A 13,053-nucleotide genomic window follows, 5' to 3' on the forward strand; every position below is an offset into this window, starting at 1 on the left:
AAGACTCAGTTTCGAGACATTTGTTGAGTGGATGGGGGCTGCGAGGAATGGCTCGCTTTCCGCGGGAGTACAAAGAGAACCTACCGGGTATCCCTAAAGGAAGCCTTAACTGGTTAAAATGATGATTGACGAATGCTGGCCATGGATACGGGGGCAGGTTACTATTAGAGGGATTTCGAGAACCTCGTAAGATAAAGGGGCGGAGCGAACCTTTTCCCGGCGCCCCTAAACTCCCACAAAAGTCTCGAAATCGAGTCTTACACAATCCTGCCATTAACTCGAATAGGGATTTGAGTGGAGGTTTCTTTTTCTATACAATGGTCATGGAAATGAAAATACGAATGAAAAGGTGTTTACCTATGAAGAAATATATCGTTGTCGGCGGGGGCGTGCTGGGCGCATCCACCGCTTATCACTTAGCAAAAGAAGGCGTCGATGTGAAAATCGTTGACCGCAAAGATGAAGGACAGGCGACAGAAGCGGCAGCTGGAATCGTGTGCCCGTGGCTCGCTCAACGCCGCAATAAGCGCTGGTACCGGCTCGTCAAAGGCGGCGCTCGTTATTATCCTGAACTGATCCGTCAGCTTGAAGCGGAAGGAGAAACACATACAGGATATCGTCGCGTGGGGGCAATTAGTCTCCAAAGGGATGAAGCGAAATTAGAAAAAACAATCGAACGTGCCGTGAAGCGGAGAGAAGATGGCGCACCTGAAATCGGCGAAATCACTAGGATTTCATCAGAAGAAGCGAAGAAAATGTTTCCGCCACTCGCGGATGGGTATGATGCGATCCACGTCAGTGGGGCGGCCCGCGTCAATGGACGTGAGTTGAGAGATGCGCTTCTTCGAGTAGCTGAAAAACATGGGGTGGAAAGAATTCATGGAGATGCGAGCCTTATTCATCAAGGACAGAAGGTGACCGCTGTCGAAGTGGACGGCGTACGTCATGAAGCAGATGAAGTGATCGTGACCGCTGGTGCCTGGGCAAAATCGATCCTTAAGCCACTAGGGATAGATTTTCTCGTCCATCCACAAAAAGCACAAATCGTTCATCTGGATGTACCAAATACGGAAACGGAAAATTGGCCTGTCATTATGCCACCGAACAATCAGTACATGCTTTCCTTCGGGGGCGGTCGTGTTGTTATTGGTGCCACTCATGAAACCGATGCAGGTTTCGATGGACGCTCGACCGTAGGTGGTCTCCATTATGTGTTTGATAAGGCTTTGGAAGTCGCTCCAGGACTTTCCGACAGTACGTTTGCTGAGACACGTGTCGGTTTTCGACCATTTACACCTGGGTCGCTACCTGTTTTCGGTGGCATCCCTGAATGGTCAAATTTATATGTCGCCAATGGTCTCGGGGCTTCCGGTCTTACCTCCGGTCCCTATGTTGGTGCAGAACTTGCGCGGTTGGTACTTGGAAAAGAAACCGAACTGGATCCGGCGGATTATGACGTGTCGGAAGCGCTTGGATCTAATAAATAATCACCCAACAAAAAATCCTTGCAGCCCAATAAAGCTGCAAGGATTTTTTATGGTTGGTCGGGATAGTCACAATATTCGATGATCGTTCCTTCTGTATCGGCTGGGTTTAAATAGATAAGGCGGCGTCCGTGTTTGTTTGTACGTAAAGACCATTCCAAAGTGCGGATCCCTTCTTCCTCTAATTGTTTCAGCGCCTGATCCAAATCGCCGACATCATAGGCAATATGGTGGACCCCTTTCCCTTTTTGCTTAATGAAGCGAGCGATGGGGGAAGTCGTATTATTCGTCGGCATCAATAATTCTGTACGGTCGCCTTTAATATCAATAATCGCAATCTCACTCTCTACGCCTTCCGCTTCACTACGATAACGGTCGATTAAAGTGCCCCCGAGGACATTCGTATAAAATGTGATGCTGTCCTCGATGTTGCGGACAGCAACTCCTATATGATCTAGTCTTTTTTCCACGTTTCATTCTCCTCTGCTGCCATTCTGAGAATCATTTTAACATACGAGCGCCCATCAAACTTCCTGGGGGTCCTTAATAAATGCCCTTTTTCACAGAATCTATCAAAACGTACAAGCTGATTTGGCTCTACCACATAAAGTAGAGCAGGAGGTGATTTTCTATGCCTGCCTGGATCAGCAATAGTTTCAAAATCCTGTCATCTGCTGTACTACATGTGGTTGTAACTCTTCTTTTATTTGGAACATCCACCTTTACCATTGTTACTGGATGGACGTGGATGAAAGGGTTGATCGTCATCGGGTTGTTGATTTTCTGGCTTGCTTCATTTGTGTGTGTAGCCCAAAAGCTGTACGCGTATTTGTTCGGCCGTTGGAAAGACGACGATGAATAATGAAAAAGGGGCCCTGTGGCACAGGACCCCTTTACATATTAATTGAGCTGTTTAACGACTTCTTTAGCAACGACTTCAGTGGATTGAGGGTTCTGACCGGTAATCAGGTTCCCATCCACTTCATAATGCTCTGACCAGTTTGGACCGCTCACGAATGTTGCGCCCAGCTCATTCAGCTTGCTCTCAAGCAGGAATGGCATGTGCTGATCCAGCGTTGTTTCTACTTCTTCGGCATCGGTAAATGCATTGACGCGTTTACCTTTAACTAGTGGTTCACCGTTAGATAATGTAGCTCCGACAAGACCTGCGGGACCGTGGCAGACGGCTGCCACGATTTTATCCGCTTCATAAAAGTTACGAAGCAGTTTTTGAAGCTTTTCATTATCTGGAAAGTCAAACATCGTTCCGTGACCGCCTGGTAAGAAGATGGCATCATAGTCTTCCGCTTCGACATCGGCAAGCGGCGTTGTATTTTCTAAATGTGGTTTCGTATCTAAAATCTCTTGTGGTTCATCTTCGCTGACACTACCTGGATCGACAGGTGAACGGCCGCCTTCCGGGCTTGCTACTGTCACTTCATAGCCGTGTTTTTGGAACTCGTTATAGGCTTCGCCAAATTCGGATAACCAAATTCCTGTCGGTTGCTCATCCGTGATTTTTTCGTGGTTCGTAACGACCATTAATACTTTTTTAGACATGATTGTCCTCCTTTTTCGGTAGTGGGTGTCATTGTAATATGTGAAAATCGAAAGTGCCAAACATTATGCTTTGTCACACGTAGATTAATTTTCCCGTTTTTAAATAGATAAAACATGGGCGAGCACACATTGACAAAATGGAATGCTGCGCATACGATAAGTGTATATATGAATATATGTGCATATAAGGAAGGTGTCGATTTCATGAGTGATGATAAAAATAAACCAGAGGATCAGGAGAAAAAGCACGTCAATGAACTGGATGAAGAGACATTGTTTGTCGTTTCTCAAACATTCAAGGCGTTATCGGATCCGACAAGAATCAGAATTCTACATTTACTCTGTGAACAAGAAATGTCTGTCAATCAAATCGCCGATACATTAGAACTTCGCCAATCGACCGTTTCCCACCAGCTGCGGTTTCTGAAGAATTTACGCTTGGTGAAGTATCGAAGAGCGGGTACGACATTATTTTATTCCCACGATGATGAACACGTCATCGATCTTTTGCAACAAACCATCAATCACGCTCTTCACCATTAAAGGGGAGAAAGAGAATGAAGGAATACAAACTGCAAGGCTTATCATGCGCAAATTGCGCAGCAGAAATGGAAGAGGAAATCCGCAAGCTCAATCATGGGGAAGATTCTGAGCTTCAGTTTTCATCGAGTAAATTGAAAGTTCAGGACGGCGTCGATATGGAAAAAGTACGCCGGATCTTGAAATCCGACGGCGCTTCTCTTGTCGATGATGAGGGCGCCCATGATCATAGTCATGGTCCGAACATGAAGCAGCTCGTCATTATTTCCTCACTTATCTTCGGTGCGACCTTTTTATTGGAAGGAATGGTCACCCCTTTTGTAATGATTGCCATGTATTTGGCTGCGATTGCGATCAGTGGTTATCAGACATTCTGGAAAGGTTTGAAAAACTTAATCCGGTTGAAGTTTAACATCGATACGTTGATGACGATTGCTCTCATCGGAGCGGTGGCCATTGGAGAATGGAAAGAAGCGACCCTAGTAGCTATTCTGTTCGGGTTGAATGAATATTTGGAAGGTCTCGGCATGGAAAAGGCACGGAGTTCAATGGAGCAATTGCTGAAGGTCGCTCCCAAACATGCGACACGCCTTCTCGAAGATGGAACGGAAGATGTTGTAGGAATTGAAGACTTACAAGAGGGAGATCTTGTCCTCGTCAAGGCAGGTGAGAAAATACCATCAGACGGTGTGGTCGTGGCTGGTTACAGTTCCGTGAATGAAGCAGCCATCACGGGAGAATCTCTCCCTGTGGACAAAAAGCCAGGCGAAAAGCTTTTTGGAGGGAGTATCAATAATGAAGGATTGTTGAAGGTGGAAATCGCGAAAGCCTACAACGACTCATCTCTCGCTAAAATACTTCAGTTAGTGGAAGAAGCGCAGGAGAGAAAAACACCAACAGAGCTTTTCATCAACCAATTTGCTAAATACTACACACCGCTGATCATGGTCATCTCCGGCCTCGTGATGGTCATTCCGCCTTTCCTTTTCTCTGCTTCTTGGGGAGGATCATTTTATCAGGGGCTGGCGGTCCTTATTGTCGGTTGCCCTTGTGCCCTGATTTTATCCTCGCCGATTGCAATTTTATCAGGAATCACCAAAAATGCGAGGAACGGTATCCTTGTTAAAGGTGGTGCTTTTCTTGAACAGCTTGGCAAGATCGAGAGCATTGCTTTTGATAAGACAGGAACTCTTACAAAAGGAGAGCCAAAGGTTCACGCAGTGCATGCGTATGAAGAAGAGAGGTTCTTCTCTGTTGCTTATGCCGTTGAAAGAAATTCCTCTCATCCGATTGCGAAGGCAATCCTTGAGGAGAAGCGCGTTCAAAAAGCAGCTTCATTGGAGCCTTCTTCTGTGGATACGATCCCTGGGAAAGGCGTTCGAGCGGTCATTGATGAAAAGACGTATTATGTAGGAAGCGAACAGACGCTGACGCACTTAACGGTTTCAGAAGAGGTAAAAGCAGACATTAACGAGCTCAAGGAAGATGGGTTCACCCTTGTTATTGTTTCTGACGAAAAAGAAGTGCTTGGGATGTTCGGAGTTGCGGATGAAGTACGTGAAGAAAGCCGGACGCTAATGAAACGTCTTCATTCCTTAGGAATCAAGCACACGATCATGTTGACCGGTGACCATGAAAAAACGGCTGGAAAGGTGGCTGCAGAGATTGGGGTCACGGATGTCCATGCGCAGCTTTTGCCGGATCAGAAAGTAGAAAAAGTCGAGGAATTAAAAAGGAATTCCAAACTCGCGATGATTGGAGACGGGATTAATGATGCGCCTGCTCTTGCGATGGCTGACTTAGGAATTGCGATGGGGAAAGGAACGGACAGTGCGATTGAAACCGCCGATATCGTTCTCATGCAGGACCACCTCGGTAAGTTGCCGAATGCTTTCAGGATCGCGAAACGTGTGAATGCCGTCGTGAAATGGAACATTGGAATTGCCCTTGGGTTGAAGGTGATCGCTCTTCTTCTCACGATTCCAGGATGGCTCACCTTATGGTTCGCCATTTTAGCTGATATGGGGGCAACGATTCTCGTCACACTCATCAGCCTGACCATCCTCCTCATGAAAGATAAATGATTGGATATTGATATTTTTCCACACCAGGTCATCCAAATACTGGATGTTCTGGTGTGGTTTTATTTGGAAGAAATCTAGGCTGAGTGGACCCTTTTTGTTTTAAGTGTGTCTTTTGTGTTTGCGAAGAGGTAGATTAAGGGAAACGTACCTCATGGTCGTACGGTAAATAGTGGCTTTGTTTCCGTCAAAACCACCTGTCTGCCATACATACTTTTGCTACGAAAAGACGACGATAAACCATATATAAAGAGTGAGGATAATGGCTATGAAGATACAATTCGAACACATAAAAAAACTTCATATCAGACATATTTACGGCCCCCTTCAACAAGAGGTCAGAACTCTTGCTTTTCATTCCAAAAGAGTCGAACCAGAAGCCGCTTTTTTTTGTTTGAAAGGGGAAAACTTTGATGGGCATGGATATATCGAAGAAGCCATCGGACTAGGAGCTTCCACAATCATCGGCAGTGATGAAAAGGTGCTGGACGAGCTTTCTAAGATCTATGACCGTACTACTTTCTTACTTGTAGACAATGTCCGTTCCGTCATGTCTGTTTTTTCAAAGGATTTCTTCGGCTTTGCAGATGAAGAACTCAAAACCATTGGGGTCACCGGAACGAACGGCAAGACGACTGTCACGGCCTATGTCCGATCTTTATTGACTTTGCTCGGCCTGCCGACAGGTTCGATCGGAACGACAGGGATATGGTCTTCGAAACGGAAGTTGGAATATAAGAAGAGCACGCCGACCACGCCGGAGTCCATGGATCTCCACAGGATTTTCCGTGACTTAAGAAATTTGGATGATGAGGCCGCAGTGATGGAGGTTTCTTCCATTGCCCTCGATCAATGCAGGGTGGAGGGCATTCAATATGATGTTGCTGTTCATACGAATTTTTCTGAAGAGCACTTGGAATACCACCGGACAATCGATCACTATAGGGAATGTAAAATGCGTTTGTTCAACCAGGCAGACCACCGTGTTGTGAATATTGATGATGAAGGCATGGCTCCAGAGCTGTTAGCGATGGGGAGTGACGGTCTTCTCACATATAGCATCGAAGGTCACCCGGAGGCTGATTTGTCTGCAGCCAACATTCAAGTGATGGAAAAGGGGTCTTTGTTCGATCTTACCTATAAGGGCGATACGAAAAAAGTTTACGTTCCCGTCTATGGAACCTACAATGTCGCGAACGTAATGGCCGCAATCGCTACAGCTTTCCACCTGAATTACTCTTGGGAGGAAGTATTGGATGTGCTTCCAAACATGGATGGGCCTGAAGGAAGATTCCAGGTCATCGAAACCCCTTTGAACCAAAAAGTAATCTTAGATTACGCGCACACACCCGTAGCCTTGAACAGGCTGCTGGAAGAGGTCAAGAAGCTTGATCACAGACGTTTAATCGTTATGATCGCCGGTATTGGTATTCGGGATTTCAATAAAATGCCTAAGATGGCGAAAGCGATTGAAGGAAAAGCAGATGAAGTGATCGTTACAGTCGATCATCCTGGTTATCATGACCCGCAATCCGTGGTCGATCAGGTAATGACTGGGTTTACTAATCCCATGGCTTCCAATATCCACCCAACATTGACAAGGGAAGAAGGCGTTCGTAAATCCATGCAGTTGGGAGAAGAAGGAGATATTATTCTTTTGACGAGTGGCTGCATCAACAATTCGCAAATCGTCAAAGGAGAAGAAGTGCCTCATTCGGATGAAAAGATCATCGAGAGCTTTTTTCCATCGGTCGCTCAATAAAAAATCCAGTCTCGGGCCCGAGACTGGATTTTTCTATTAATCAAACGTTTGTTCAACGAGTTGTTTATACTCATCAAAATAACTCGGGACTTCTTCAGATTCCAGTCCGTTTGTCATCCCTTCAACGATGGATTGGTTGTACCATTTTTGTGCATCGGCACCTGCGTTAAAGTTATTCCAGACTTCGATGCCATAGGTTTCTATGTCTTTTTGCAGCGAGCGTAAGTTATCCAGCTTGTCAGCTATAATCAACGCTTTTAATTCAAAAGAACCTTCCCTGACTGTGTCGATTGTATGCTGTTTTCTTTCTTTCCATGACTTACTTTTATCTTCTGTATGAGCGGCGACGAGATCTTTGACGTCCAAACCGAATTCACGTTCAATATTCTTTAGAGTGTAGGAAGTATCTTCAACCACATCATGGAGGTAGCCGGCACTAATCACTTCTTCACGAAAGCCTGCATGTTCCAAGAGAGCCGCAACCCGGATGGGATGGACCACATAGTCTTCCGAAGAGTTTTTACGTTTTTGCCCCTCATGGGCTTTAGCTGCGAATGCTTTCGCTTTTTCAATCATCGACGACCCGCCCCTTCTTTTTGTTCATCATAACAAATAAAGGGGCAGAATGATTGCAAAAAGTGATAAAGCTTGATTAAATAAGAATGGATATTATATAATTAATAGGTTTAATCAACAGGTTGAAGGGGATGCTTTGCAAATGGAAATGATTGAAGTACAAGGACAACCGCCTCACAACTCAGAGCCCGTCGTATTGATCATCGGGAAGATGGATGGTGTGCATTTAGGGCATCAGTCTCTTTTACAGGAAGCAGAAAGACTGGCGACAGAGGAAGATAAAATCGCTGTGTACGGTTTTTCTGATCACCCGAAATGGGTCCTGAGAGGCGATGAATCATTCAAATATTCATTATCAACGATTGAAGACCGTCAAACCCGCTTGGAGCAGTTCGGTGTCGATCGTTATTATCACGTCCATTTTACAAAAGAATACGCAAAGACATCTCCTGAAGAATTCGTGCTTCAGCACTTGAGCCGCTTGAACGTCCGTCATGTGATCGTCGGTGAGGACTTCCGCTTCGGTAAAGGGAGAGGGTCGGATGCTGAAGGCCTGGCAGAACTGTGTCAGCAAATTGGTGCCGGTGTCTCAATCGTCCCAGGTGTCCAGCTTCACGACAGAAAAGTGAGCAGTACGGATATCCGCACACACGTGACACAAGGGCGGATGGAAGCTGCTCAGGCGATGCTTGGACGACCTTTTGAGATCACAGGAGTCGTGGAAAAAGGGGAGCAGCTTGGCAGACAATTAGGCTTTCCGACATTGAACGTCGGAGGGATTGATGAATATGTCAAAGTGAAACCAGGAGTCTACCTCGGCCTTGTCAAAAAAGTACAGGAAGCTCCTGAATACTATTACACGTTAATTAGTGCCGGTTATCGTCCAACGGTTAACGGTGATTCTTATAAAGTGGAAGCTTATCTTCTGGATTTTTCCGGCGATCTGTACGACCATAAAGTGACCGTCCAATTCTTACGCCACATGCGCGATGAGGAGAATTTCGACGGAATGGATGCATTGATTGACCAGATGCACCAGGATGAGAAAAACGCACGAGCGATTTTAGGCCTATAAATCATACAGACACCTTAGAAGGGAGGAAGCACCATGGGAATTGTCGTTGTTGAAGTTTGTGATGGAAACTTAATCAATGAAATGGATATCGAAAGTATCATTGAATCCGAATACCCGGAAGTGGCGGTACTCATTAGTGAATGCTTATCCTTCTGCGGCATGTGTGCCCTCCGTCCTTACGCGCTTGTTAACAACCAGCGGGTATTTGGAAAAACCCCCGAAGAAGCATTACAGAAAATCCGTACGAAAATCGAAGAAGAATTAGCGATTTACGCTGAGTAAGGCAGGAGAAGACGATGGGTTTTTTGGATTCACTAATTAACAGCTTGCGTTTGCCGAAAAAAGAAGCAATGTTCCACCTGAACCGGAAAGGCATCACTCATACGATCGGTTATTTGTTCGTATTGCTGCTGCTCCTGTTTTTACCGGACATGGTCACATCGATCTTGTATTTGGAGACGAATCTGACAGAGGTATCACGAGGGATGTACATTGCACAGTTTCTCGTTTTCTATCCTCTGCTGATTGTTTTTCTTATCCTTGTCGGAGTATCCATTCTTGCCGGTGGGAGCCTGCTGATGCGAAAAGCTCTTTCACGGAAGCTTGCTTACCAGCAGTTGTGGAAGTTGACTGCCTATGCTTGTACATTGCCTTTGATCTTAAGCGTATTATTAAAATATTTGACCGTACCGAATGCCATCAGCGCCCTCATCTTTATGGTGATTTTCGTGTCTTACATGTATAAGATGATTACGGTTTATCCAAAAGTACCAGCGAAACCTTGAGTTCTTGCGGGTGCTTTTTTCTATTTGTCTTTTTTATATGTTAGAATATTCATTATTTAATAAAAAAGGTGGGGGTATGATGACAAGAGCGTTAGTTTTGCAATCAGATTTTGGAATCAGTGATGGAGCCGTAAGTGCCATGCATGGGGTGGCGCATTCTGTAGATCATCAATTGTCGATCTTCGATTTGACGCATGACATCCCACCATTCAATATTTGGGAAGGGTCTTACAGGCTATGGCAGACGATGGCTTACTGGACAGAAGGGACGGTATTCGTATCCGTCGTTGATCCCGGCGTAGGATCGACGCGAAAGAGTATTGGTGTGAAAACAGGTTCCGGTCATTTTGTCATCACCCCGGATAATGGAACACTGACCCATATCGCCCGCACGGAGGGCATCGTTGAGGTTAGGGAAATTGATGAAAAAGTGAACCGCCTGCCAAGGTCCGGAGAGTCCTACACGTTTCATGGCAGAGATGTTTACGCCTATACCGGAGCACGTCTGGCGGCCGGAGTCATCACCTTTGAAGAAGTCGGACCTGCCCTTAAGCCAGACTCCATTGAGCGTATATCCGTCAAAGATCCTGATATTGAAGAATCTAGAGTCTCAGGCATCATTGATATCCTCGATATCCGCTTCGGCAACCTTTGGACAAACATCCCGAGAGACTTTTTCAAGCAGATGGGGGTCCATTATGGAGACACCCTGAACGTGTCTATTTTGCATAATGGAGATGAGGTTTATCATAACTCGATGACCTTCGGCCGCTCGTTTGCAGATACTCATAAAGGCGAGCCGCTCGTCTATGTGAACAGTCTCGATAACTTAGCGGTGGCCATCAACCAAGGATCATTTGCCAGGGCTTACACTATTCGTACAGGTTCGAATTGGACCATCCATTTTGAAAAATAACTTCCTGCTTCTGCGGGGAGTTTTTTCCTGTCTATAAGCAAAATGAAAGCTTGTGGGGACTCGCTGTGCTACACTTAGCCATGTAAAACCTTCACAAGAAAAGGAGAATGATCAATGAAGACAGTTACGCTACATAGCACCATTGAAATGCCTCAACTAGGCTTTGGTGTTTGGCAAGTCGAAGAAAAAGACGCGGTTCCAGCCGTTACGAAAGCGATTGAAACAGGCTACCGTTCGATTGATACAGCTGCGATTTATGGCAACGAAAAACAAGTCGGTGAAGCAATCCGCCAGAGTGGTGTAGCTCGTGACGAATTGTTCATTACGACAAAGGTCTGGAACACAGACCAGGGATATGAAAATACATTGAAGGCTTTTGAAACCAGCCTTGATAAACTTGGCTTAGACTATGTGGACCTTTATTTGATCCACTGGCCGACACCAGAATACGATGATTACGTAGAAACATACAAAGCGCTTGAACAGCTGCAAAAAGACGGCAAAGTCAAAGCAATCGGCGTATGTAACTTTGATATCGACCACTTGCAGCGTCTACTTGACGAGTGTGAAGTGAAGCCGGCGGTCAACCAGGTCGAGTGCCACCCATTCTTGGCACAAAACGAACTGAAAGACTTCTGCCGCGACAATGGCATTCTGCTTGAAGCATGGAGCCCATTGATGCAAGGTGGAGAAGTATTGAAAAATGATACGATCCAGTCCATCGCTGAAAAGCACGGCAAAACACCAGCACAAGTCATCATTCGCTGGCACCTGCAAAACGACACGGTCGTTATTCCAAAGTCTGTCACACCATCCCGCATCGAAGAAAACTTCGACGTGTTTGATTTTTATTTGACAGCTGACGATATGGCTGCGATTAATAAGCTGGACCGCGGTGAGCGGAAAGGCCCGAAACCATCTGAAATGAACGTACGATAAATAGAGGAAGACTGCCCTTAGATGGCAGTCTTTTTTTGTGGACAATGGGTCAAGCCGGGAATGCGCGCAAGAGAGCCGGAACGCGCGCATGAGGTCTGGAACGCGCGCATGAGGTCTGGAACGCGCGCAAGAAGCCGGGAATGCGCACAAGAGAGCCGGAACGCGCGCAAGAAGCCGGGAATGCGCACAAGAGAGCCGGAACGCGCACAAGGAGCCGGGAACGCGCGCAAGAGAGTCAGAAACGAGCACATGAAGATCGAGCCGCGTACAATACCTCGTCTACAAAACTCCGCAAACCCACCCTTATGTTATTCCCACCAAATATGGGGAACATAAAGGTATCAATTTTATCGGTAAAGGAGTTTTTGTATGATCATCCGGTTCGGTTACGTATCGCATGCGCTCGACCTATGGGAAGCGACACCTGCGAAGACGATGACATTTGCACGTTATAAGAAGCTGGGGCATGAAGCAGCCATCGAGCAGCTTCACAAAATTGCGGAAATGAATTTGGAGCGCACACGTCGGATCATCCATTACAACATTGCGAGGGAGATCCATCTGTACCGCTTTTCTTCATCCATCATTCCACTTGCGACTCATGATGAAGTGGAGTGGGATTACATCGGGCCTTTTCGACATCTTTTCGAGGAAATTGGCGAACTGGTACGGGCGCACAACATGCGCACGAGTTTTCATCCGAATCAATTCACCCTTTTTACAAGTGACCGTCCTCATGTGACAGACAATGCCGTCCAGGATATGGAGTACCATTACGCGATGCTTAAAGCGATGGGGCTTCACAATGAATCTCATATCAACTTGCATGTGGGCGGAGCGTATGGGGATAAACAAGCAGCCGTTGCTCGTTTCCATGAAAATATAAAGAAATTGCCGACTCCAATTAAACAGCAGATGACACTCGAAAATGATGATAAAACGTATACGACAACGGAAACCCTTGATGTCTGTGAAAAAGAAGAGATCCCCATGATGTTCGACTATCATCATTACATGGCCAATCATACGGAAGATGAACCGCTATCTGAAATTCTTCCACGCTTTTATAAAACGTGGGACAGGCTTGGTCTCCCGCCGAAGATTCACATTTCGTCTCCAAAATCGGAAAAGGCGTACAGGAGTCACGCCGATTTTGTGGATGCTGATTTCATTCGCCCTCTCCTGAAAGAATTGAAGGCTCTTAACACCCCCGTTGATTTTATGATTGAAGCGAAAGAAAAGGATCGTGCGCTTCTAAAGCTTGTCGAAGACTTTTCGAGCATTCGTGGTGTGAAGCGAGTAGGGGAAGCGACTTTGGACGTTTAGTTTTGCATG

Annotated in this window: 14 protein-coding genes; 11 read left to right on the forward strand and 3 right to left on the reverse strand. The window is 46.0% G+C overall.

Features of this window, described 5'->3' with window-relative positions:
• The first annotated feature begins 359 nt into the window (after positions 1-359).
• Positions 360-1,487: an NAD(P)/FAD-dependent oxidoreductase gene (locus HFA01_RS15930; protein WP_146818107.1), complete on the forward strand. Its 1,128-nt coding sequence runs from the start codon at positions 360-362 to the stop codon at positions 1,485-1,487.
• A 47-nt stretch (positions 1,488-1,534) separates the two neighbouring features.
• Here the strand turns inward: HFA01_RS15930 and HFA01_RS15935 are convergent, their stop codons facing one another.
• Complete coding sequence (locus HFA01_RS15935) at positions 1,535-1,954, reverse strand: VOC family protein (protein WP_146818109.1); 420 nt, start codon at positions 1,952-1,954, stop codon at positions 1,535-1,537.
• A gap of 161 nt (positions 1,955-2,115) precedes the next feature.
• Here HFA01_RS15935 and HFA01_RS15940 point away from each other — a divergent pair, with 161 nt between their 5' ends.
• The gene (locus HFA01_RS15940; RefSeq protein WP_146818112.1) at positions 2,116-2,346 is read left to right on the forward strand and encodes a hypothetical protein; all 231 of its coding nucleotides are present in this window, start codon (positions 2,116-2,118) and stop codon (positions 2,344-2,346) included.
• A 38-nt stretch (positions 2,347-2,384) separates the two neighbouring features.
• On the opposite strand, the gene HFA01_RS15945 is transcribed toward HFA01_RS15940, so the two are convergent.
• Positions 2,385-3,044: a type 1 glutamine amidotransferase domain-containing protein gene (locus HFA01_RS15945; RefSeq protein ID WP_146818114.1), complete on the reverse strand. Its 660-nt coding sequence runs from the start codon at positions 3,042-3,044 to the stop codon at positions 2,385-2,387.
• A gap of 204 nt (positions 3,045-3,248) precedes the next feature.
• Here HFA01_RS15945 and HFA01_RS15950 point away from each other — a divergent pair, with 204 nt between their 5' ends.
• The 3 genes from HFA01_RS15950 (at position 3,249) to HFA01_RS15960 (ending at position 7,427) form a co-directional block, all read left to right on the forward strand.
• A complete protein-coding gene (locus tag HFA01_RS15950) occupies positions 3,249-3,587 on the forward strand; it encodes an ArsR/SmtB family transcription factor (protein WP_146818116.1) in 339 nt (112 codons plus the stop codon).
• A gap of 14 nt (positions 3,588-3,601) precedes the next feature.
• Positions 3,602-5,668, forward strand: coding sequence for a heavy metal translocating P-type ATPase (locus HFA01_RS15955; RefSeq protein WP_146818118.1), 2,067 nt, complete (start codon positions 3,602-3,604; stop codon positions 5,666-5,668).
• A gap of 265 nt (positions 5,669-5,933) precedes the next feature.
• Entirely contained in the window at positions 5,934-7,427 is a 1,494-nt protein-coding gene (locus HFA01_RS15960; RefSeq protein WP_146818244.1) for a UDP-N-acetylmuramoyl-L-alanyl-D-glutamate--2,6-diaminopimelate ligase, read from the forward strand.
• Positions 7,428-7,463: 36 nt separating this feature from the next.
• Here the strand turns inward: HFA01_RS15960 and HFA01_RS15965 are convergent, their stop codons facing one another.
• On the reverse strand, positions 7,464-8,003 hold the full coding sequence (locus tag HFA01_RS15965; protein ID WP_146818120.1) for an HD domain-containing protein: 540 nt from the start codon (positions 8,001-8,003) through the stop codon (positions 7,464-7,466).
• Positions 8,004-8,145: 142 nt separating this feature from the next.
• Here HFA01_RS15965 and HFA01_RS15970 point away from each other — a divergent pair, with 142 nt between their 5' ends.
• The 6 genes from HFA01_RS15970 to uvsE all read left to right on the forward strand — a co-directional run bounded on the left by HFA01_RS15970 (position 8,146) and on the right by uvsE (position 13,044).
• The gene (locus HFA01_RS15970) at positions 8,146-9,078 is read left to right on the forward strand and encodes a bifunctional riboflavin kinase/FAD synthetase (RefSeq protein ID WP_146818122.1); all 933 of its coding nucleotides are present in this window, start codon (positions 8,146-8,148) and stop codon (positions 9,076-9,078) included.
• Positions 9,079-9,111: 33 nt separating this feature from the next.
• A complete protein-coding gene (locus tag HFA01_RS15975; RefSeq protein WP_146818124.1) occupies positions 9,112-9,360 on the forward strand; it encodes a YuzB family protein in 249 nt (82 codons plus the stop codon).
• A gap of 14 nt (positions 9,361-9,374) precedes the next feature.
• Positions 9,375-9,863, forward strand: coding sequence for a DUF1189 family protein (locus HFA01_RS15980; protein ID WP_146818126.1), 489 nt, complete (start codon positions 9,375-9,377; stop codon positions 9,861-9,863).
• A gap of 79 nt (positions 9,864-9,942) precedes the next feature.
• Positions 9,943-10,779, forward strand: a complete 837-nt coding sequence (locus tag HFA01_RS15985; RefSeq protein WP_146818128.1) for an SAM hydrolase/SAM-dependent halogenase family protein — start codon at positions 9,943-9,945, stop codon at positions 10,777-10,779.
• 114 nt (positions 10,780-10,893) lie between these two features.
• The gene (locus HFA01_RS15990) at positions 10,894-11,718 is read left to right on the forward strand and encodes an aldo/keto reductase (protein WP_146818130.1); all 825 of its coding nucleotides are present in this window, start codon (positions 10,894-10,896) and stop codon (positions 11,716-11,718) included.
• 369 nt (positions 11,719-12,087) lie between these two features.
• The gene (uvsE, locus tag HFA01_RS15995) at positions 12,088-13,044 is read left to right on the forward strand and encodes a UV DNA damage repair endonuclease UvsE (RefSeq protein ID WP_146818132.1); all 957 of its coding nucleotides are present in this window, start codon (positions 12,088-12,090) and stop codon (positions 13,042-13,044) included.
• Positions 13,045-13,053: the final 9 nt, after the last annotated feature.

The organism is Halobacillus faecis (assembly GCF_007991335.1).
GTDB classification, from domain to species: domain Bacteria; phylum Bacillota; class Bacilli; order Bacillales; family Halobacillaceae; genus Halobacillus; species Halobacillus faecis.